Annotated in this window: 10 protein-coding genes; 2 read left to right on the top strand and 8 right to left on the bottom strand. The window is 72.6% G+C overall.

The genetic code is table 11. The features are described from left to right. Position 1: 1 nt before the first annotated feature. From ACFHPP_RS12325 to ACFHPP_RS12315, 3 genes are read right to left on the bottom strand one after another with little or no spacing between them, the layout of a single operon-like run. Complete coding sequence (locus ACFHPP_RS12325) at positions 2–886, bottom strand: carbohydrate ABC transporter permease (RefSeq protein ID WP_437163542.1); 885 nt, start codon at positions 884–886, stop codon at positions 2–4. Next, entirely contained in the window at positions 879–1,835 is a 957-nt protein-coding gene (locus tag ACFHPP_RS12320; protein WP_437163541.1) for a carbohydrate ABC transporter permease, read from the bottom strand. The genes ACFHPP_RS12325 and ACFHPP_RS12320 overlap by 8 nt, the downstream gene beginning before the upstream one ends. Positions 1,836–1,839: 4 nt before the next feature. Continuing rightward, a complete protein-coding gene (locus tag ACFHPP_RS12315) occupies positions 1,840–3,129 on the bottom strand; it encodes an ABC transporter substrate-binding protein (protein WP_437163540.1) in 1,290 nt (429 codons plus the stop codon). Positions 3,130–3,369: 240 nt separating this feature from the next. On the opposite strand from ACFHPP_RS12315, the gene ACFHPP_RS12310 reads away from it, so the two are divergent. Together ACFHPP_RS12310 and ACFHPP_RS12305 are read left to right on the top strand one after the other, a co-directional pair. Further along, positions 3,370–4,050, top strand: a complete 681-nt coding sequence (locus tag ACFHPP_RS12310; RefSeq protein ID WP_437163539.1) for a GntR family transcriptional regulator — start codon at positions 3,370–3,372, stop codon at positions 4,048–4,050. After that, complete coding sequence (locus ACFHPP_RS12305; RefSeq protein WP_437163538.1) at positions 4,047–5,201, top strand: Gfo/Idh/MocA family protein; 1,155 nt, start codon at positions 4,047–4,049, stop codon at positions 5,199–5,201. The genes ACFHPP_RS12310 and ACFHPP_RS12305 overlap by 4 nt, the downstream gene beginning before the upstream one ends. A gap of 63 nt (positions 5,202–5,264) precedes the next feature. Here the strand turns inward: ACFHPP_RS12305 and ACFHPP_RS12300 are convergent, their stop codons facing one another. The 5 genes from ACFHPP_RS12300 to ACFHPP_RS12280 are packed head-to-tail and all read right to left on the bottom strand — an operon-like array spanning position 5,265 to position 21,530. Further along, positions 5,265–7,052: a hypothetical protein gene (locus ACFHPP_RS12300; RefSeq protein ID WP_437163537.1), complete on the bottom strand. Its 1,788-nt coding sequence runs from the start codon at positions 7,050–7,052 to the stop codon at positions 5,265–5,267. 3 nt (positions 7,053–7,055) lie between these two features. Beyond that, entirely contained in the window at positions 7,056–11,870 is a 4,815-nt protein-coding gene (locus tag ACFHPP_RS12295) for a hypothetical protein (protein ID WP_437163536.1), read from the bottom strand. A gap of 8 nt (positions 11,871–11,878) precedes the next feature. Further along, on the bottom strand, positions 11,879–15,283 hold the full coding sequence (locus tag ACFHPP_RS12290) for a hypothetical protein (RefSeq protein WP_437163535.1): 3,405 nt from the start codon (positions 15,281–15,283) through the stop codon (positions 11,879–11,881). Positions 15,284–15,288: 5 nt separating this feature from the next. Then, positions 15,289–18,837 (bottom strand): DUF6603 domain-containing protein, encoded by a 3,549-nt coding sequence (locus ACFHPP_RS12285; protein WP_437163534.1) that lies wholly within the window; start codon positions 18,835–18,837, stop codon positions 15,289–15,291. Next, complete coding sequence (locus ACFHPP_RS12280) at positions 18,837–21,530, bottom strand: hypothetical protein (protein WP_437163533.1); 2,694 nt, start codon at positions 21,528–21,530, stop codon at positions 18,837–18,839. Before ACFHPP_RS12280 ends, ACFHPP_RS12285 begins: the two co-directional genes overlap by 1 nt. Positions 21,531–21,956 lie beyond the last annotated feature (426 nt).

Here is a 21,956-nt window from a genome sequence, read left to right as displayed (position 1 = left end):
CCTACTTGACCGCGCCGGCCGTCAGGCCGCGCAGGAAATACTTGCCGCCGAACAGATAGACCAGCAGCGTCGGCAGCGCGGCCAGCAGCACCGCCGCGCTCTGCACGCCGTATTGCGGCGCCTCGCTGACCGAGACGCTGAGCGCAATGAGCGCCGCCGTCACCGGCTGCTGGGTGCCGGAGGTGAATGTCACGCCGTAGAGGAACTCGTTCCAGATATGCGTGAACTGCCAGATCACCGTGACGATCAGGATCGGCGGCGACAGCGGCAGCACGATGCGCCAGAAGATGCGGAAGAAGCCGGCCCCATCGATGCGCGCCGCCTTCAGCAACTCCGGCGGGATGGAGACATAGTAGTTGCGGCAGAACAGCGTGGTGAAGCTGATGCCCTGGATGACATGGATCATCACCAGGCCAGATATGCTGTTGGTCAGGCCGATGTCGCGCAGAACCAGTGTCCACGGGATCAGCTTCATCTGCTCCGGCAGGAAGACGCCCAGGATGATGATGCCGAAGATCCAGTTGTCGCCCTTGAAGCGCCACAGTGCGATCGAATAGCCGTTCAGCGCGCCGAGCAGCGTGGAGAGGATCGTCGCCGGGATCACCAGCAGGAACGAGTTCCACATGTAGGGCGAGATGCCGGCGCAGGTCTGCGCGATGCAGTAGCTGCCCCAGGCGCGGCTGAAATTGTCGAAGGCGAATTCGCGCGGGAAGCCGATGACGGAGGTGGCGCCGATATCCTGCGCCGTCCGCACGGAATTCAGCACCACGACTACCAGCGGTGTCAGGTAGAAGGCGGCGAAGCCGATCAGCAGCGCGTAGACCATGAAGCGCGCCGGCCGGCCGCGCACGCCGGGGGAGAAGGAGGGGGCGGCGGCGTCAGCCATTGCGGCGTCCCTCCCGGTGCTTTCGCCAGCGGACATAGCCGAAGTACGGTACCAGTACCGCCAGCAGCGACAGCAGCATCAGCACAGCGGCCGCCGCGCCGCGGCCGAGCAAGCCGCGCTGGAACATCAGGTCGTACACCACCAGCGTCGGCAACTGTGTCGCGATGCCGGGCCCGCCGCCGGTCAGCGCGCGCACCAGGTCGAAGGTCTTGATGGTGAATTGCAGCAGCACCACCAGCACGGCGATGAAGATCGGCCCGATGCTGGGCAGCACCACGCGGCGATAGATGCGCCAGACGCCCGCGCCGTCGATCTGCGCCGCCTTGTAGAGATCCGCCTCCACCGAGCGGATGCCGGCCAGGAACAGCGCCATGGCGAAGCCGGAGGCCTGCCAGGCGCCGGCGATGACGATGGTGTAGATCGCCATGTCGCGGTCCACGAGCCAATCGAAGCGGAACTCGGCAAATCCCATGTCGCGGACCAGCTTCTGGATGCCGATGCCGGGATTCAGCAGCCAGGCCCAGACCGTGCCGGTGACCACGAAGGACACCGCCATCGGATACAGGAAGATGGTGCGGAACAGCGTCTCCGCGCGGATGCGCTGGTCGATCAGGATCGCCAGCAGCAGGCCGAGCGCGGTGGTCAGCGTGACGAAGCAGGTGCCGTAGATCAGCAGGTTGGAATAGGCGATCTTCCAGTTGCGGGAGCCCAGCACGGACCAGTAGTTGCGCATCCCGATCAGCTCGTAGCTCGGGATCAGCGTCGAGTCGGTGAAGGAGATCCAGGTGGTGTAGAGCGTGAAGCTGATCACGTGCAGCACGCTGATCAGCAGCGGCGGCCACAACACCAGGTGCGGCAGCCAGCGCTCCACCCAGGCGCGCCGTGCGGAGGGCAGGGGACGCCGGGCGGGCGCCCCCGCGACGCCTGCCGGCCTTGCCTGGATGTTCATCGCCTCAGCGCGCGTCGTCGACGGCTTCGGCGAGGCGGCGCGCCGCGACCTCCGGCGTCACCGACTTGTCGTGCACATACTCCGTCAGGATGTCGATCATGGCCGCCGACATCTGGTTGTTCTGCGCCATGTTGTGCGCGAGGCTCAGCACCGCCTGGTTGGCGCGCACGGATTCGCCCAGGGACCGCGAAGCCTCCCGCTGCCCGTCGGACCAGCCCTCGCCGGACAGGTCCATGTCGGTGCGGACGGGGACGGAGCCGGTGATCTTGGAGTACATCTCCTGCACCCGCTTGCTCATCACCAGGTTCGCGAACAGCGCCTGGCCGGCCTGGAAATCCGGCTCGCGGCGCTGCCAGAAGATGAAGGCGTCGGCGTTCAGCACGAAGCAGGGCTTGCCGTTGTCCACCGGAGCCTGGCCGACCATGTAGTCGTCCGGACCGAAGCCGTTGTGGCGGATCACGCCCTGCGCCCAGCCGCCCATCATCAGCATGCCCATCTCGCCGCGGATGAAGCGCGGCAGGAAGGTGCTGTAGTGCTGGCCGGCGGCCGCCGGGTCCATCCAGTTGGAGAACTGGCGCAACTGGCGGAAGGCGGCCAGCACCTCCGGCCCGCGCAGCGTGCGGTCATCCAGCTCCATCAGCGCCTTCCGGTAGGCTTCGGGGCTGAGGCCGGCGAGGGCGATTTCGAACTTCATGCCGTCATCCCAGCGGATGCCGCCATTGGCGATCGGCGTGATGCCGGCATCCTTCATCTTGCCGGCGAGGGTGTTGAACTCCGCCCAGGTCTTCGGCAGTTCGCGTGCGCCCACCTTCTCCATCGCGCGGCGCGACACGAACAGCGTGTTGGTGCGGTAGATCTGCAGCGGCAGCGCAATCCACTTGCCCTGCGGCTTGTGCAACTTGGCAAGGTCCGGCGCCACCACGGCCTCATAGCCCGCCGCCGCCACTTCCCGCGTCAGGTCCCGGGTCGGCGCGATGCGCGACCAGGCGGCGATCTCAGGTCCCTTGAGCTGGGACGCCGCCGGCGGGTTGCCGGACAGGATGTCGGCGCGCAGCTTGTTCATCATCTCCGTCGTGAAGCCCGGCACCGGGCTGTGCTGCCAGGTGCCGCCTTCCTCCTCGAAGACACGGCCGAGGGCGCTGATGGCGGCGCCGTCGCTGCCGGCGCTCCATTGCGAGATCAGTGTCAGGCGCGGCTTCGCGGCCTGGGCCTGGGCCAGGCGCGGTGCGGCCAGCGTGGCACCGATGGTGCCGATGGTGCCGAGCAACGCGCCGCGGCGGGTGATGGCGTTCATGGACCCTCCCTCTCAACCGGCGTTCGGGGCCGGCCTTCTTGTCGTGTGACGGCCGCTTCGCGGCACCTTCGGGATCGGCATGGCCCGGGTCTCACAGTGCTTGCGCCGGGGCCACCAAATCGGCATTTTCTTGGACCGGTGGATTTGATCAAATCGATCATCCGGGGTCAAGCCTCGCCGCCGGACCCCTTCGCACACGGCATCGGGAGCATCCCCCCGCGATGCCGCAGGAGCATCCGCGTGGAGACGCTGCCCACCGAGACGGATCCGCCGATGGGCGGCACCACCTACCAGCGGGTGCGCGACCGTATCCGGCGCGACATCATCTCCGGCCGCATCGCGCCGGGATCACGCCTGAAGATCGCCGACCTGGCGCTGCTCTATGGCCTCAGCCAGATGCCGGTGCGGGAGGCGTTGCAGCAATTGCAGGGCGAGGGGCTAGTGACGCTGTCGCCCAACCGCGGTGCCAGCGTCCGCCGCATGGATGCCCGGTTCATCCGCAACCTGTTCGACATCCGCGAGGCGCTGGAGGGCTTCCTGACCTTCCAGGCGGCCCCCTGTGTGACCGCGGACCTCATCGACCGGCTTCGCGCCATCCAGCGCCGCTACGATGCGCTCGTCACGGCCGATGACCGGCTGGCGCTGGAGTCGGTGAACCGCGAATTCCACGAGGCGATCCTCGGCGTCACCGGCAACGCGGAGGCGATGCGCCTGCTGGACCAGCACACCGCCATCATCGGCGTACTGCGCAGCCGCCACGGCTATGCGCCCGGCCGCCTCGCCATCATCCAGCAGGAGCATTGGTCGCTGATCGAGGCGCTGGAGCGTCGTGATGCCGCCGCGGCGCAGGCGATCCACGCCCTGCATGTGCGTCGTGCCGGGGACGACATGCTGGCGATGATGCAGAAGGACCAGGCATGAAGCCGATCCCCCTGGGTTTCGTCGGCGGCGCCGCGCCGGCGATGATCGGGCCCGTGCACCAGCGTGCCGCGCTGCTCGACCGCCGCTTCGCCCTCGTGGCCGGTGCGTTTTCCGGCAATCCGGACAAGGCCGTGGCGGCGGCGGCGGAATACGGCGTCGCACCGGATCGCATCTACCCGAGCGCGGAGGCGATGTTCGCCGCCGAATCACGGCGCCCCGACGGCATCGCCGCGGTCACCATCGTCACGCCGAATGACAGCCACCGGCGCCTCGCCTGTGCGGCGGCGGAGGCCGGGCTGCACGTGATGCTGGAAAAGCCGCTGGCCAATACGATGGAGGAAGCCACGGCCATCGCGCAGGCCGTGGCGGCGCATGGCATCATCCTGTGCCTCGCCCATGCCTATTCGGGCTATCCGATGATCCGCGAGGCGCGCGCACAGGTGGAAGCGGGTGCGCTGGGCGCGTTGCGCATGGTGCAGGTCGAATACTTCGGCGCCGGCCTGGCGAGCTTCGTGGAAGCGCAGGTCGATGCGCCGCGCCGCTGGCGGCTGGATCCCGCCACCAGCGGGCCGTCCCTGGTGCTGGGCGACATCGGCACCCACGCCTTCCACCTGGCCTGCTACGTGACCGGGCAGGCCGCGGTGCGCCTGAGCGCGGAGCTTGGCACCCTGCAGCCGGGCCGCCTGGTGCAGGACTACGCCAATCTGCGCTTCCGTCTGGAAGGTGGCGCGCGCAGCAGCCTGATTGCCAGCCAGGCGGCGGCGGGGGCGGAAAACCACATTTTGCTGCGCGTCTGGGGCGAGCAGGGCCATCTGGAATGGCGGCACGACCGCCATGGCGAGTTGCGTCTTGCATCGCGGGACGGCTTCCCGGTGACGATGACGCGCCAGCACCCGCTGCTGTCGCCCGCCGCGCTGGCCGCCGGACGCCAGCGGCGCGGCCACCCCGAGGGTCTGCACGAGGCCTTCGCCAACCTCTACCAGGATTTCGCGGAGCTGATCCTGGCGCGGCAGCTTGGCCGCGAGCCTTCCGCGCAGGCGCTTTCAGGGCCCGGCCTGCGCGATGGCCTGGCCGGCATGCGGATGATCACGGCGGCGCTGCAAAGTCAGTCCCACGATGGCGCCTGGATCGACCTGCCGCCCGGTGATTGATCCCGCAAGGGCACGCCCCCAGCGGCCGTCCGCAATGCCTCTCCTCCAAGATCTTCAAGCCGCTCATGCCGTCTGGCGCACGGGATCGAGCAGGTCGAAGGCCAGGCCGCTGGCGCCCTCGCCATGGCCGATGCGCTTGCGCCGTCCGAGCCACAGCAGCCGCGCCCCGTCAGGCCCGCGAGTGTACTGAAACGACCGGGTGAGGACCAGGCCGGCGCGCGGTACCTCCTGCTCCGCCAGCACGAAGGCACCATCCTGGGGTCGCAGAACGGTGGCGAGCGGCGTTTCCTCGTTCACCTGCAACTGCAGGGCACGCTGCGCATCGGGGCCGCTCTCGTCAGCCGCCGTGGCGGTTGCGCGACGCAGCCGGCGCAGGCGCAGCTTCACGCCGCCGACCCGGTCCGGGTCGCGCTCCGGCACCAGCGGGAACCAGCGCAGCGGCACCGGGCTTTGCAGCCGGTAGATCGCCGCGGCCGCGAGCTCCGCCTCGCCCTCCGGCCGCTGCCACAGCAGCGCGCCCTCCGGCGCGGCGAGCGCCTTGCCGTCGAGCGGCACGGACGTCAGCCCGGGCACGCGCCGTTCGACCGCCCAGGCAAGATTCGCGGCCTCGTCGCGGAACAGCGCGACTTCCTCGATCGGCTCGCCCTCCAGCACACCCGCGGTGACCGAGGGCAGGAGGAAGAGCGGCTCCGCCGTCCGGTCCTGCACCGAGGGATCGAACACCGCCCAGCCGCCCGGTCCGGGCGCCGCCCGCCCGATCTGTTGCGCGACGCCGAAGCAGTCCGTGACGGAAAGCCCCGACACACGGCAGGCGACACCGTAGGGCAGGCGCAGCGGAAGCTGGAACCAGTCCGTGCCGGAGACCAGCAGGAATTCCAGCGCGAGCATCGTCGCGATGCCGGCCGGTCCGGCCGAGACGCCGGCGAGCGGCGCGCCGCCCAATTCCATCTCCCAGTAGCGGTCGGCGGGCATCCCGGCGAAGGTCACGGGCGCGGGCATGCGCGTGACGGAATGCGCCCCCGCCGCCGCGCCGCCGCCGGCGGAGGCGGCCTGGTCGAAGGACCACCAGTCGAGCCGGCCATCCGCATAGCCTTCCGCCGGGAGTGGCGTGACGCGCCCATCGGGCTCCACGGCTTCGAGCGTAAAGCGGTAGGCGAGGCGCTCGGCATTCCAGGCCGAGGCGCCGTCGGGCTCCAGAAGCAGGCTTCGCCAGTGGCCAAGCCATGCGGTCGCGGCGCGCAGCGTGGCGTCGCGGGACTGCTCCGGCACGGCAACCGCATCGGGCAAGGCCGCGGCGCCTGCCGCCTGGTCCGCCGCTGCCAGCGCGGCTGCCAGGGCCGCTCCGTCGAGCGCGCCGGTCGCGAGCGCCCGGAAGCGTTGCCCGGCCATGTCGCGCGCGGCCAGCGCATCCGGCTCCGGCGGCCTGAAGGGAAAGGCGGCGCGGAACACCGGCAGCAGCGCCGCCGCGCCCTCCAGCGCGAGCGCACGGCCGAAATCGATGCCCGCCTCGGCCGCCAGCGCGGAGTAGGCGGCGCGCGCCGGTTCGGCCTCGATGATTGGCTCGACGGGTGCCGAACCGATCTCCGCATCGCCTCCCGCGACCCTGAGCGGCGCGGACTGCCAGGCGAGGGTTGCCGAGACCGGCGAGCCGGCGTCGTTGCCCAGCAGTTCGGCGAACTGCCATTGCCGCCCGATCATCCAGAGCGGGTCGGCGATCCGCGCATCCAGCCCGGGCGCCATGTCGAGCGCGGCCGGCGAGACCTCCAGCCGCTGCCAGCGCGTGATGCTGGGTTGAAGCACGAACAGCGTGGCATCGGCCTTGACCGCAGCGGCACCGACCAGGATGGGCATCGCTCACTCCCTCCCGGCCACCAGGGCCGACAGCGTCAGGTTCACCTTGTCGAACTTCGTCGCGAGATCCACCGAAACCGACCGGCCCGCGACGTTGCGCGGCACCAGCGTCGTCGGGAGCACGGCGCCATGGCCCGCGATATCCTCCGGCGCCAGCAACCGCAGCCGCGCGAGGTCGAAGGCCTCCCGCACCGCCGCGAGCAGCGCGTCGGTCGACCAGCCCTGGGCGCCGAGCCCGGGATCGAGCGCGAGCAGGATGGATTGCGGTGGCCTGGCGCCGGGCGCGTCGTGGTGGAAGGTGATGGAGGTGGTGACGCGCCGCTCCGGGATCGCTTCCACCCAGGAATCGATGGCGAAGCCGGCCAGCGGCGCGTCCAGCGCCGCATCCGCGGCCCCCGTGTCGCCCAGCAGCACGGCGGCGAGCAGGGTCGCGCGCGGCGGCCTTTCGGGATCGGCGAAGGGCAGCGCGGCCCAGCGCTGTCCCGGCTGCAACGGAAGCTGGACCAGGCTCGCCGTGGCCCCGGCCTCGTGCCCGGTGAGGCTCGCCGCATCGAGCGCGCCCAGCAGCGCGCGCATGCGTGGCCGCACCATCGCCATGGCGCGCTGCCAGCGCACGATCTCGAAGGCGCCGCCGGGGCCGAGCAGCGCCGCCCGCTGGCCGAGGCTCGCCTTGCAGGCGGCCGCCTCCCCGAGCGGCAGGGTGAAGGGCGGCAGGACGGGAAAGCCGGCGCCGAAGACCCGGCGGATCGCCTCGGCATCGGCGGCCACGGCCTCGCCGGGTGATTCGGTCGCCTCGGCTTCGGCCTGCGTTGCATCGGCGAGCCGCGTCGCGCAGCGCTGGCGGAGCGCCTCCAGCGAGGCGCGGGCGGCTTCGACCGCAAGCGCCACGGCCTCCTCGGCCATGCGCTCCGGTGCCGGGTCCGCGTGGACGAGCGCGGGCACCTCCGCCAGGGCCGAGGCGGTGCGCAGCGCCTCCAGCCGCGCGGTGCGGTCCGCCGCGGCATCCAGCGCCGCAACTGCGTTGGCGACCGCGTTCTCAAGCACCTGGATGCGGGGCCGCAGCGTGGCCCGCTCGACGCCATCGGCTACGGGGCCGCGCGGCGGGACGATGTCGCGGCAGGTCGCGGCAGGACGATCGAACAGGGCTTCGCGCGCGGCGATGAGCAGCGCGAGCAGGGCGCCCAGCCCGAACGCCTCGGCCCCCGCGGGCGGGTCGGGCAGCATCCGCACGCGCCCGCCGGCCGGCAGGGGTGCGGCACGGCGTTCCAGCACCGCGTCCGCCCGCGCTTCCAGCCGCGAGAGCCCGCCTTCCGCCTCGGCCTCGGCCAGGCGCAGCAGGCCGAGCGGAGACAGGCCGAGGTCGGTCAGCGCAAGCCCGGGCAATGGCGTCGCCGTGCCGTCCGCGGCAACCACCTCGCCGGCCAGCGCGAAGCGGTCCGGCGGGCCGAGCAGGGACGCGGCGATGGCGTTGCCCACTGGCTCAGCCTCCGCCGCGGCATCGTCGGGCCAGCCTTCGGCAGTCGAATCGGCCGGGCGCAGCCAGAGCAGCTTCTGGGTGTAGCCCCAGGCCTCGCGCGGCGTGCGCACGCCCTGGGCCTCGGGCGGCTGCGCCTGGCGGTCCGTGACCGCCATCGCCGCGGCCGCGCGGTCGAGGTTGCCGGAGGCCAGGTGGTGCACCGCCTCGAAGGACCAGAGGTCGCCGAAGGCGTCGGCCAGTTCCAGCAGCGCCTGCAGATGCGTCCGCAGCGCGGCAAGATCGGGGTCGGCCAGGTCGAACCCCGCATGCGGGCGGAGCCTGGCGAAGAAGGCCGCGTCATTGTCGCGTTCCTGCCACAGCGTGGCGAGCGCCAGGCCATCCACGACGCCGGCCGGCGGCATCGACTCCACCGCCGCCGGCACGGGCGCCACCACCGCCGCGGCGCCGGGCAGGGGGCAGAGGCGGCGCAGCGGGCCGATGAACTTCGCCCGCAGCTTGTCCTCCAGCAGGCGCTTCTCCAGGCGGTAGCCAAGCAGCGCGCCCGCCGGCTGGCCCTGCGCCACCCCCTCCGAGATCGCCAGCGCATCCCGGACGCGCGCGGAATCGAGCCGCACCGCGAAGGCCTCCGGTGAATCGTCACGGTTCGCCATGTGCGCGGCCCGCATCACCGCGGCCGCCGCGCCGTGCCGCAGAGTCGGCACCTGCACGAAGCCCTCGCTGGCCTCCCCGGCCGGGTCGGGGCGCAGGTCGTGCACGATCCCCCAGCCGCCAAGGTGCAGCCCCTGCCGCGTGGGCCCGCGCAGCGCCTCGAGCCGGCGCGTGGCGAGCGAGGTGATCCAGGCATCCAGCCGGTGCGAGCCGCAGTCGAGCAGCCCGCGCAGCGCGTGGTCCAGCTCCGCCGCGGGGCGATCGGCCAGGATCTCCGCCGCCTGGCGCTGCGCATGCAGGTCGCGGAAGCCGGTCTCGGGCGCCACGGCTTGCGGCGGCAGGTGGCGGACCGCCTCCAGCCCGGCATGCACCTCCTGCGCCAGGCTCGTCGCCGCGCCGGCCCGCTGCAGGCCGAGAGCCTGCCAGGGCGTCTCGACCTGCAACAGGGCGCTTGCCGCCGGCGTGGCCTCGATGCCCGCCATCTCGGTGGCGAAGCGCTGCGTGGCGGCGATGCCGGCCTGGCGCGGCAGGTCCAGCACCAGCTTCAGGACCAGCTTCTCCACCTCATGCGCGGCGGAGACGAACAGCAGCGCCTCATAGAGCGTGTCGAACTGGTCGGCGGACTGGGCGAGCATCGCCCGGTTCCGGTCCTCCTGGTCGTCGTCCCGGCTGCGGCTCAACCCTTCGAGCCGTGCCGCAAGCTTTTCATAGGCGCGACGCGGCGCGTCGGAGTCGGCCAACTCGGCGGCCACCCAGGGCAGGCCGCGCATCGGCACCGGCGTGCGCTCGGGCAGGATGCGCGGCAGGGTGGTGCGCTCCGACACCATCAGCCGTTCCTGCGACAGGCCGAGATCGGCGAAGATCGCGCCGACCCGCAGCGCATGGAGCCTGGCCGCCTCGTCCTTCGCCGCGGTGGAGTGCAGGCGGCTCCATTCGCCGATGGTCAGCCGCACCGCCCCGCGCGCCGCGACCGGGCCGCGCTTCAGGATGGCGGCCAGCACATCCGGCGTGTCCTCGCCGCGCGGGATATTGGCCATGCCGGGCAGCGCATCCAGCGGGCGGGATGCGGCGGCGCCGGGCAGCGAGGGCGCCTCCGCCCAGCCCCGCATGCGGCCGAGCATCCGCGCCAGCCCGGCCTCGAATGCCGGCCAGGCGGCGAAGGCGGCTTCCTGCTCACGGCGGATCGGCAGGCCGAGCACCGGCAGCAGGCCGTAGGGCTGCCGGCCGATGCGCAGCGCCGGAAGCGGGCCGGCGGGGCGGAGAAAGTCCCGCACATGGCTGCGCAGCGCATCCAGCATCGGCTCCGGCACCATGCCGTCCAGCAGCTCGGCGAACCAGAAGCCGAAGACGGCGCCCCAGAGCGCGGTGTTCGCCTCGCGCGGCACCGTCTCCCGGTCGGCGGTTCCACCCGGGAAGCGGGCAAGCACCGGCGCCAGGGCGGGCTCGATGCCAAGGGCGAGGGCAAGTCGCGAGGCCTCGGCCTCGGCGGGCAGCGGCGTCGCGGCCAGCGCAGCCCAGGGCGCCGGATCGAAGCGCTGCGCCTGCTCCGCCCGACGCTCCGCGCCGCCGCTGCGGGCGTTGGTCGGCGTGCCGGGTGCGAGGAACTCCAGGCCGTCCGCGTAGCCATGCGCCTCCAGCTGCGCGGCGAGGCGCTGCGCCGCTTCCTCCGGCGTCATGGTCCAGTCGACGCCCAGCACGACCAGCCGCGGCACGCCGCCAGCCAAAGCGCGCCCCGCGAGATCCGCCTGTGGGATCGTCAGCGCCATGCCGACCGCCTGCGCCCGCGCGAAATCGGTGACCCAGGCGAAATCCTCGGCATCGCGCTGCGCCGCCGTGTCCGGCGCGGGCGGGGGCGCCTCGCCCGGCACGGGCGGCGGGGCCTCGTCATCGGCCTCCGCCGCGTCATCGTCTGCCGCGTCCTCGGCCTCCTGCAGGGCCTCGCCGAAGGGGGCGGCGGCGAGGCTGTCCGGGATCGGCTCGCCCCACGCCCGGTGGAAGACAGTCCAGTCCGCGTCGCAGAGCAGGACGAGCCAGCGGGTCGGCAGCAGCCGGGCCTGCGCCGGAACCGGGCCGCCGGCATCGATCGCCTCGACCTCGGGGAAATCGGGCGCGGCGGGCGGCGTGTTGCGCGGGCGCAGGCGGTCCATGACGAAGGCCGCCCGCTCCGGCCGCGCCACCGCATCCACCAGCGCAGCCCAGGCCGTGGCCGCGGCCGCCGGGTCCGCATGCAGCGCCGTCCAATAGGCCCGGCCCGACGCGACCTCGGCGGGCGTCAGCACGGCGCGGTGCTGGTGCAGGTGGATCTGGTCGGGGAAGATTCGCACCCGCAGGGCCGCGACGGCGCCGGCCGCGTCGCGGTCGAAGCGGGTCTCGATCCGCACCGGCAGCAGCGCCACGGGATGGCGGGTGGAGAGCGTTCCGATCAGCGTTTCCGCACGGCGATCCATCCCGCCGAGGAGCTGTCCGATCTCGGCGGTCCGCTCCAGCCGCAGGCGCAGCGCCTCCGCCCGCTGCGCCCGCAGGTCGTGCGCCACCTGATCGCTGGCCGCGGCCGCCACCGCATTGCCCGCGCCGTGCGCGCGCCGCGCCGCGTGTTCGGCGGCGGCGGCGCGAAGTCCGAGCGCCTCGGCCTCCCGCGCCGCGGTCTCGGCCGCCTGGCGGGCATCGCGAAAGCGGTCCAGCTCGAGTGGCATGGCGGCTCCTAGCCCGGCTTTTCCGGCAACAGCGCCGCGGCGGCGATCAGCACCCGCACCGGCCGCTGCAGCAGCAGCCCGGCGAGGGCGGCAGCGGTCTGTCCGGCGCCCGGCACGCGGGCGGGGTCGAGATGCTGGCCGGGCGGCGTCGCGGTCTGCTGCCAGTTCAGGTCATTGGCCTGCGCCTGGCCGCGGAAGCCGCGGCGCCGCCCGCCGGAGGGCGTTTCCGGCGCGTCCAGCCCGAAGCGCGGCTCGGTGGTCGGTTCCTGCACCACGAAGCGCCAGCGCGGGTCCGCCCGCAGCTCCTCCTCCCCGATGTCGAGGCCGACCACGGTGATGTCAGGCTCGATCCTTAGGCGGAACAGCGTCTCGCGCAGCGTGTCCCGGGGCTGCGCCGGGTTGACCTGCACCAGCTTGCCGTCGTCGCCTGCCTTCCAGGCCAGCACCTGGGTGCCTGGATAGCGCCGCAGCAGGTTGCCGCGCAGCACCAGCGCGATGCGCGCCTCGCCCGAGGCAAGCCGCGCGGCGAGCGGCCCGCCGGCCGGCCAGGCATGGATGTCGCGGCAGTCGAGCCGCGCCGGGTCGCGCCAGTTCCAGAACCGGGTCAGGGAGGTCCCGCGTCCATCCGTCGGGTAGATCCGCCAGAGCAGTTCCCGGTTCAACTCGTGGTTCGCGCCGACCATGAAGGCGGCGATGAAGCGGTTGTTCGCCTCCAGCGCCGCGACGCCGTCCGGTGGCAGGGAAAGCTCGCGCGGCAGCATCTGGTCCGGCGCGAAGGCGGCGAGCAGGTCGGCCAGCGGCGCGCGCAACTCGGGCGCCGCCATGATCGGGTCGAGCGGCGCGCGCCCGGCGCCGAGCCATCCCGGGATGGCGATCTGCGCGCCGAGCCTGCGTCCGATGACGCGCGGCGGGTGGATGGCGGCGCGCAGGCGCTCGGCCAAAGCGGGCAGCCCGTCCGGCACGCCCCGCAGCACGGCGGCGGGCACGACAGGCGGCAGTTCGAGGCGCGAAAAGGCGAGTTCCACGCGGCGCACTGCCGCCGGGTCGCGCTCCGGCAGGGCCAGCACCGTGTCGAACAGCGGCGTCGTGTCGCCGCCAACGTCGAAGACCGGAATGTCGCGACGCTCCCGCGCCACCTCGCGCCCGCGCAGCAGGATGTCGGCGGCCCCGCCGCGGGGAATGGTGGTCTCCGCCGTGCCGGCCCGTCGCCGGGTGCGGAAGTCGAAGCGCCGCTCGTCGACGCGTTGCGGCACGACGGCCTCGGCCAGGCGCAGCCGTAGCACGGAACTGCCGCCCTCCATCCGCTCGGTCACCGTCGCGCGCCGCCCTTCCCGCACGGCATCGAGCAGGCCGACGGAGGCGCTGCGGGCGACCTCCACCGCGCCGGCGATGTCGCGCACGCCGCTGCCGACCGCCGTCAGCAGCTCCTGCCGCCGGCCGGCGGCATCCACGATGGAGAGCGTGGTGGCGCCGCGTTCCTGCGTCGGCTCGAGTGCGACGAGGCGCTGCGTGCCGCCCTCCCGTTGCAGGGCGACCGCCGCGGCACGAGGCGCGACGGCGAGCATCTCCGCCACCTGGCCGACCACCTCGGCCAGCCCCGTGCCCTGGGCGGCGGCGAAGCTCTGGAACTCGGCGATGCGGCTTTCCGGCAGCACGCCGATGCGGCCGAGATCGGCGCGTGGCCGATCCGCGCGGTCGAGCGCGCCACCACCCTCCCGCAGCCGGTCCATCCCGATCACCTCCCGCCCCAGGCGGATCTCCGTGATCCCCTGCCGCAGCGCCTCCTCGGCCGGGCTGAAGCCGGTGAGGCCGTCCCGCCCACGCAACGACGGGTCGGCACTGGCCTCGCTGCGCAGCAACGCGGCGGCCAGCCCGCGCGATGCGGCATGGCGGGCGCCGGCGGCGGGCAGGTCGCGTGCCGCGAGCGAGCGCTCGGCCAGGCGCATCAGCCGCCCGGCGGGGCTGGCGAGGCGGCGTGCGGCGGCATCGAAGGCGCGGTCGGGCAGGCTGGTCCGGGCAATCTCGCCGGCCACCGTCAGCGCGGCGGGCTGGCCCGTGCGCACCGGGAAGGTCCGCGCATGCAGGACGGAGGTGATGGCCAGCACGCGTTCCGGCCGCAGGCGCCGGACGTGCCGCTCCACCAGGCGCGTGTTGACCAGCGCGGCCAGCCGCCCGCGGTCGAGCTGCGCATTCGCCGCCAGCACCTCTCCCACCTGCTCCCAGGCGGCCTGCATCAGGTCCTCCTGGGTGCGGCGGACGGTGTCGGCACCGAGCCGCGCGGCGATGCGGGTGCGCGGGTCGAGGTTCAACTCGTCGAACCACGCCGTGCCCATGCGGGCCGGATCCGCTGCGTCGCGCCGGACATGCGCGGCGCCGTGCAGCGGGGGCAGGAGCTCCGCCAGGCCGTCGGGCCCGGGCTCGGCGGGCGTGGTGGCGCGGCGGACCGCCTCGACGAAGGCCTGCGGGACCTCCTGCGGGCTCACCTCCCGCCCGGGAACCTCCAGCGGCGCTTCCTGCCGGATTTCCGCCCTGTCGCCACCGGGCGGTAGCGCGGCCAGGGTATCCGCGCGCCCATCGGCGGCGCCGAGCCAGACCAGGCCGCGGCGTGCCTCCTCGCTGCCGGCCGGCGGGATGGTGGCGGGCGCGGGGGTGAGGCGGCGGGCCAGCACCTCGAAATCGCCATCCTCGCCGGTCTCGAACTCCCAGTGGTGATAGACGGGCAGGATCGCGGCCTGGCCAGGCTGCCAGGCCTCGGTGAGCGGCGCGTCCGGGTTGCCGGCCGCCTCCCCGAGGCCCGCGCGCCGTCCCGCGTCCCAGGCCGGCACCACGCAGGCGAGCCAGCGCCGGTCCGCGACAAGGCGTCGCGGGCAGACCAGGCGCGAGACGTTCAGCTCCGGCCGCCGCGCCATCTCCGCCGCATCACCCGTGCCGCCATCGAGCGCCAGGCGCTGGCCATGCGCCCAGGCCCAGGACTGCGTCAGGTCGGGCAACTCGCCATCCGGCACCTCGACATAGGGCAGCGGCCGGCCCGGTCGCACGCGGACCCCCGGCACCCGGTCGCGGTCCAGCACGACGAGGACGAGCCAGGGCCGCAGCTGGTCCTGCTCGGGTTGGGTGGTGGCGACGATCCAGGGCAGGTCCGGCGGGTCGAATTCGACCGCGGCCAGCATGTTCGGCTCGAAGTCGCGTGTGCCGGGCCGTGGCTCCTGCCGCACGATCAGCCTTGGGTCGAGGCCGAGGACGTCTCCCGGCCCCAGCATCAGGAAGCGGCGGATCTGGGTGATGTTCTCCCCGGCCAGGGTGATGCCGACCGCCAGCTCCGCCGTGCCGCGCGCCGGAGGGCCGCCCGCCGCAGGCGCGAGCGAACTGCCGAGACCGCGGCGCACCCAGGAGAAGAAATGGTAGCGCTGCATCGCCATCAGCCCCCGAGCTCGAAGGTCTCGACCAGCAGCGCATCGGCCGGCACCACCCCCATCGCCCGAAGCGCGGCGGGGGAGGCGGCGGCCCAGGACGGCGCCGCGGTGGCGCGGGGGGCGAGCGTGCCCACCTCCGCCACCGACCAGTCGCCGACCTTCAGGCGCACCTTCTCAGGCCTGGGCATCGCGAAGCGCTCGGCGCGGCGGAGATCCGAGCGCGCGGCGGCGGCATCCGCCAGCAGGCCGAGGATGGCGAGCCCGTCCGGCACCATGGCGACCGCCAGGCTGCCGGACTCGCCAAGCGGCACCTCCTCGTACTCCACGTCGACCTGGATCGGCTGCGCGCAGGTGAAGCCGCCGCTGCCGGCGGCCTGCACGCCGGCCGCCATGCGCTGGAAGCCGGGCCGGGTCAGGCGCTCGTTCTCCGGCACGTCGAGGTATTCGGCGACCGGGAAGAACTCCGTCAGCGTCTCCGCCTGCGGCAGCGGTGCGCCGTTCAGCGACAGCGTCGGCAGGCCGAGCTGCGGCGCACCCTCCAGCGGCGAGCGGCCGAGGCGTTGCAGCTTCACGCCGAACGGCAGCCGGCGCTGCACGAAGCCCGGCGCGGCGAAGGGATGCACGACGATCTCGCCGGCCTTCGGCGGCAGGCCCTCGGCGAAGGTCAGCATGGTCGGCGTGCCGGATGGCAGCGCGACCACCCAGTTCTCCCGGGCCGCCAGGTCGCGCTCCAGCAGCGCCCTCAGCTCGGACAGCGTGATGACGGGCGGCTGCGGCGCGGGGTCGTCGCCCCATCTCTCGTCGAAGGAGACCTCGACGGTGAAGAACAGGATCTTCGCCTCGGCGTGGCCCTTCAGCCGCCAGGCGCCGGGACCGGACAGCTCACCCTCGAAGGAGACGCCGAGCAGGCGGCGGCCGCGGAAGCTGATGTCGGCGGCGCCGCGCACCGCCACCTCGAAGCGGAAGCAGGGGCTGGTGTGGATCAGCGCGTCGAGGCCGAAGCTCGCGCCCAGCGAGATCGGCCCGAACTTGTAGCGGATGCCGAACTCAGCGCCGAATTGCAGCGTGCCGGCGGCCACCGCAAGGTAGCCGCGCACCCAGGCCTTCACCAGGCCGATGTCGTAGGTCGCGCCCACCCGGTCCATGGCCGGCAGCCAGTCCGGCTTCGGTTCGTAGCGCGGGTGGAAGCCGCCGACCGAGATCAGGAAATGCGCATTGTCGCCGAAGCCGAAGGACAGCGCGGCCGAGCCCTGGATCGCGATCGGCCCGAGCCGGCTGTCGCGCAACTGCCCGTAGAGGCGAAGCTGCGCCGGCGAGAACTGGATGACGCCGACCACATCGACCTTGATCGAGAAGCGGATCGGGTCCGGCAGGCTGCGGAAGCATTCGATCGCGAGCCGACCGAGCAGGATGATGCGGTCGAGCGAGGTGCGCCGGTCGCCGCCCCAATTGTCGAAGGGCAGGATGATGCCGAGCCGTACGGAGGAAATCTGGTCGGAGCCCCAGCCGAGCTCCGCCATCAGCCCGATGGTCATGGCGTCGCGGCGGATGGGGAAGATGGTCTTCAGGGTGGAGATGATGCGCGGCGCGTCGCCCACCGGGTTCTCGGGGAACAGCACGTCGTCCATCGCGCCGCTCGGGAGGGCCGCAAGCAGTGCCGCCTCGTCGAAGCCGTGGTGCAGGCCGATCATGCCGCCCACCGCGTTCAGCGTCAGGCGCAGGAACAGCTCGAGCCCGCCCGGGAAGCGGGCATAGACCAGGGCGAAGAAGGCATAGGGCGGCGGCGCCTCGCCGAAGGTGGAACCCGGCGGGCGCGTCGAGAGGATGACGATGGCCTTCACCGCGATCCAGCCGCAGAGCGTCAGGTCCAGCGCGCCGGCGAACTCACCCTTCTCGAAGTCAAGCAGCAGGTAGCCGCCGCCGCTGACCAGGCCGAGGTCGAGCGAGACGCCGATGCCCTTGGGCGGCTGCAGCTTCAGCCCGCCCTTTTCCTTTCCCGCGAATTCGACGTCGAAGCCGAAGCGGTCGAGGCTTGCGCCGAAATGCCCGAGCGCCGGCGGGCCGAGGCGGAAGCTGCCGGCGGAGCGGATGCCGAGGGCGATGCCGCCCTTCTTGCCCGGCCCGAGTTCCAGGTCGATGTAGTCCGCCCGGATGGCCGCGGCGGATGCCGCATCGCCGGCCCCGAGGCCGGAAGCCAGCCTGATCTTGAGCCCCGCCGCGCCATCCACCAGGAAGCCGCGCTTCGCATCGAGCAGCAGCTGCGCGGAGAGCTTCGCGGCCAGCTTCCCGGCACCGAGCGCGCCGAAGATGTCGCCGATGAGCCCGCCCGCATCGCCCGGTTGCAGCACCAGTTCCGCATCCGTGACCTTCAGGAACAGTCCCGTCCCGTTCTTGCCGATCCGGCCGCCGGCCGCGACGCTGCGGAGATCGAGGCGCGACTTGCCCGCGGTGCCGATGCGGAAGGCGGGCACGTCCGGCACCCCGTCGAGCTGGACCGAAAGCTCCACGTCGGGCAGCCCGGTATCACCGGACGGGTCGAGCGTGTTGTCCGCGCTGCGCCACAGCAACGTGGCGGCGGAGTTCTCCTTCGCCTTCAGTTTCAGCTTGCGCTTGCCGAGGCTGCCCTCCGGTTTCGGCAGATCCAGCTCACCGTCGGCGATGAGCGTGCCGGCGCGGAACAGGAAGCCGGGCCCGCCATCCTCCGCATCGAGCGCGAGGGCGCTGATCACGAAGTCCAGCTTCACGGTGGCGGCGGGGCCGTCCTTGCCCTTCACATGCAGCGCCCCGCCGAAGGAGGCGCTGATCGCGCGGGCGAGAAGGTCCTGCACCTCGCCGACCGAGGCCGGCGCGTCAGGCGCGGGCGGTACCGGCTCCCACCCCGTGGCGAAGGCGATGCCGCCGGCCTCCCCGGGCGAGAGATAGATGGCGCCTGGCGGCAGCGCCCTGACGTCGGCCGCGCCTGGCGCCGTCTTCGCCGCCAGCGCCCGCAGGATCAGCAGCAGCGCGGGCGCGGCGAGTCCGGCCAGGGCGTCGTCGCCGCCGAAGCGCCGCAGCCCGTCGCGCTCCGCCTTGCCGGAAAGGCGGTGGAAGATCGCCACCGGATCGAGCCGCGGCGCCTCCTCCAGCCGCTCATATCCCAGCATCAGCAAGCGCAGCACGGCGTGGGCCAGCGGGTACTCCGCCCGCACCGTCTCCGCCGCCAGCAGCGAGCACAGCGCGTAGACGGTATCGGCCGCCTTGTCGCCAAGGTCGCCGGAGCCGAGCAGCCGCTCCGCCAGGCGCCGGATCTCGCCGAGGCCGTTCAGCATCTCGAACAGCGCATCGTCGAGCGCCGCGTCCTCGGCCTCGGCCTCGGTGAGCTTCTTTTCCTGCAGCCGGATGTCATCGATCAGCGCAGGCATATCCGGCGGCGGTCCGGGTGGCAGGCCGAGTTCGCGCCTGACATGGGCCAGCAGCGCCGGGCTTTCCGCCGCGCGCCGCATGCCGTCGAGCGCAAGCCGGGTCCAGCGCGCCAGCGTCGAAACCGGGCCCGGGATGTGCGGCCCGGCGGGCATCAGGCGCCGGCCGGCGGCAGGGTGGGCCGCGTGCCTTCGACCGCGAGCGGAACCACGAAGCTTGTGTGCGGGTGGCCCTTCGACAGGTCGGCGCCGAAGCCGAAGGGCTTGTCGGCAGGAAACGGCACGACCTTGTCCTCCGGATAGTCGCGGCGCGTGCCGGAGATCAGGTCGTGCACCACCGCGACCGGCTCGCCCGCTTCGTTCACCTGGAAGCGGATGATCCCGACATTGTTGGTCAGCACCGCCTCGCGCAGCGGCATGAAGCGATCGCCCAGCGCCGCCGCGTGCGCATCAGCCGCGCGTTGCGCCCGTTCCAGCCCGCGCGGCAGGTCCGTCGCCTTGCTGACCTTCTCCGCGATGCGCGTGGCGGGCTCGGCGAGCGCGGCGCCACGCGCCGCATCCGGACGGATGTCGCGCAGCGTGATCATGCGCCAGGCCCAGTCGGGCGGGCTGGCCGCATCTTCCGCCACGCCCTGGGGCCAGCCCGCCGTGCGCAACAGGGCGGGCTCCTCCTCCTCCAGCCGGCGGCGTTGCAGCAGGGACAGGTCGGCGTTGCCAGGAACGGTCAGCTTCGCCTTGGCCTTCCAGCCGACGCCCTCGACGCCCTTCGGCGCCATCCAGAGGTTGAGCCAATGCCAGCCGCGATAGATCGCCTCCGCCTCCGGCAGCAGGGCATTGCGGGACGCGGAGGAGGTGATCTGGACGATGCGCGAGGTCTCCCACGCGCCCTGCTTGCGCCCCCAGCGGTCCATCGCGAGCGACAGGCCGTAATGCACGTCGCCGCCGAGCAACACGACGCGCGGATGGTTGGCTAGCCGCGCAAGCAGATCCTGCAGCGCGGGCTCGTTGGAGGGCCAGCTTTCCGTATCGGCGAAGAAGTCGCCGCGCGTGCGGCCGGCCGCGAAGGCGAGGGCGGAGCCGGCGGGCTTGCCGTCGTCGGGCTGTGCGTCCGCATCCTCGGCCCGACCCTTCCAGGCGCGCACCACGTCGAACCCGCGCACGGCGAGCGGCTGGATCATGCGCTCCATGATCTCCGGCCCGAGCACGGGCGTGGAGGCGATGACCAGCAGCACCTCCTGCGCGTTGCGGGCCGGGGCGTCCGGCACCTGGTCCTCCAGCGTGTCGCCGAGCAGCCGCGCCGGCTCGACGCCGCCTTGCGGGAAGGTGCGCCGCGTGCGGCTGTCCAGCACCCGCACGGCATGCACCTGGCCGGGCGCGGTGTAGTGGAAGGCGGCGCGCTTCTCCTTCGCCTCCGGCTTGCGCGCGGCCATGGTCAGGCCGAGCAGCTCGTCCAGTTCCGCCTGCCGCACCGCGTCGCGGTCACGCGTGGTCGCGAGCCAGGCCGTCGCCGATTCTAGGAGCTTCCGGTTGGGTGAATCGGCCTTCTCGAAGGAAGGCCAGTCCGAGCCCCAGGCCTGGAAGAAGGTGTAGGCGACGAGTGCATTGCGCATCACCGCGACACCGAGCGGCTTGGTCAGCACCCGGCGTTCCCAGGCCGCGTTGATGTTCCAGTCGTCGGTCACGTCGTGGTCGTCGAAGATCATCAGCGTCGGGATGTTCGCCAGCACCCGCGCGACTTTCCCGACCGTTGCGGCGAAGACGCGCAGCCGCTGCCGCTCCGCCTCGAAACCCGGCCCGAGGGTCGCCGCGATCCGGCCCGGCAGTCCCGGCCCGCCTTCCGCGGGCAGCAGCGCGTCGAGGTCGGTCAGCGGGAACGGTCCCGGCGCCGTGCCGGCCTGTTGGCTGCATGCGGCGAGGTCAGCGACCGGGTGCCAGCAGAGAGGCGACCAGGCCAGCAGGTACATTGCCGCGTACTCACCAAAGGTCAGCAGGTGGTTCTGCGCCTCGACCGAGGTGAAGCCGCCTTCGCCGCGGATGAGGACGGTGCGACGCAGAGGCGGTGCGGTCGTTGCGGTAACGTCGGCCGGGCTGCCATCCCCGCGCGGTAGTTGCTCCGCGCCGCCCATCAGGTCGGCGGCCAGTTGCTGGATCATGTGCAGCAGCGCCGTCGGCACGTCGTCCGCGTAGATCTGGTCGCCGGTCAGGAAAAGCTGGTGCGGCCGCCCGAGCGCGACCGGCGGATCCCCGACCTTGCCACCCAGCGCGTCGTCCAGCCAGGACAACGCATCCGTGCCGGAGCCGTGCGCCTTGCGGCAGCTTGCATGTGCGATGCGGAGTTCGTCCAAGGCTGCGGGCGGAGCGACAAAGCCCGGCAGCTTCCTCTCGCCACCTCCAAGGCCGAAGACAGCTGGTGCGAGCGGCGAGATGTTCTCGATCTTGCGGATGCCGTCGTCACCCTTCGGGTCATCCTCCAGCAGGCCGAGTGCCAGCAGGCCCTTCGCCGCGCCGCCGGCCAACGGCGCCAGGACGACGTCATAGCTGTAGCGGGCGCCTGGTCGCAGGTGGCCAGGCTGCAATGCCGGGGTCTCCGGATTGTTTGCAGCACCCTCCGGCCGCCCGGCGCGGACGAGGGCCACATGCAGCGCTTGGCCGAGGCGGCGTGTCGTTGCCGTACCGCTTCCCACCGGGGCGAGCCCATCCGATGTGCCGGGTCCGGACGATGTCGCCTCGCCTTCGAACAGCGTCAGCGCGACCAGGCAAGGTTCGCGGCAGGCGACCCATACGGTGACGGTCTGGCCATCGAGGCGCCGCAACATGGGCCCGGCGAGCAGGAGCGGCAGGTCAGCCATGAGGCTGCGCGCCGCGATGCGGTTCCGATGGTGGCTGTGCGAGCGCTGGCAAGGATACAGCCGCGGCGTGGCACAGGCGGCGAAGGATCCCGCGAGGCAGATGGCGCCGGATGCGCTGGTCGACCATCACCGGGTGAGCCAACACGCCGCAACTGGACGCCATGACCGGCTTCCTCCAGGCGCAGGACTTACGCTTGGTCCGCCGGACCATCGTCACGCCACGGCTGATGGTCTGCCTAGTCAATCCTGCGTTACGGCTGGAAACCGGGCGCGAAGCCCCGACGCGATCCAGCTTGACCGAATTACGCCGGACGCGGTGTTGCGCTCCGCATCCAGGCCTGCCTACGCTCAGCAGCGGCCCCCTTGGGGCAGGCCAATTGCAGGCGGCAGATTGAACTTGTCGATCATGCGCATGCCAGGGACCGG

The sequence above is a fragment of the Falsiroseomonas sp. E2-1-a20 genome (genome assembly GCF_051433195.1).
Lineage (GTDB): Bacteria > Pseudomonadota > Alphaproteobacteria > Acetobacterales > Acetobacteraceae > Falsiroseomonas.
Note: the sequence above shows the minus strand (reverse complement) of the source record. Positions and strands in the feature narration are given on the sequence as shown.

What these genes read in the sequence shown, in the direction of transcription:
- ACFHPP_RS12325 (WP_437163542.1), bottom strand. Translation starts at nt 886, where the DNA reads ATGGCTGACGCCGCCGCCCCCTCCTTCTCCCCCGGCGTGCGCGGCCGG.
- ACFHPP_RS12320 (WP_437163541.1), bottom strand. Translation starts at nt 1,835, where the DNA reads ATGAACATCCAGGCAAGGCCGGCAGGCGTCGCGGGGGCGCCCGCCCGG.
- ACFHPP_RS12315 (WP_437163540.1), bottom strand. Translation starts at nt 3,129, where the DNA reads ATGAACGCCATCACCCGCCGCGGCGCGTTGCTCGGCACCATCGGCACC.
- ACFHPP_RS12305 (WP_437163538.1), top strand. Translation starts at nt 4,047, where the DNA reads ATGAAGCCGATCCCCCTGGGTTTCGTCGGCGGCGCCGCGCCGGCGATG.
- ACFHPP_RS12300 (WP_437163537.1), bottom strand. Translation starts at nt 7,052, where the DNA reads ATGCCCATCCTGGTCGGTGCCGCTGCGGTCAAGGCCGATGCCACGCTG.
- ACFHPP_RS12295 (WP_437163536.1), bottom strand. Translation starts at nt 11,870, where the DNA reads ATGCCACTCGAGCTGGACCGCTTTCGCGATGCCCGCCAGGCGGCCGAG.
- ACFHPP_RS12290 (WP_437163535.1), bottom strand. Translation starts at nt 15,283, where the DNA reads ATGCAGCGCTACCATTTCTTCTCCTGGGTGCGCCGCGGTCTCGGCAGT.
- ACFHPP_RS12285 (WP_437163534.1), bottom strand. Translation starts at nt 18,837, where the DNA reads ATGCCCGCCGGGCCGCACATCCCGGGCCCGGTTTCGACGCTGGCGCGC.
- ACFHPP_RS12280 (WP_437163533.1), bottom strand. Translation starts at nt 21,530, where the DNA reads ATGGCTGACCTGCCGCTCCTGCTCGCCGGGCCCATGTTGCGGCGCCTC.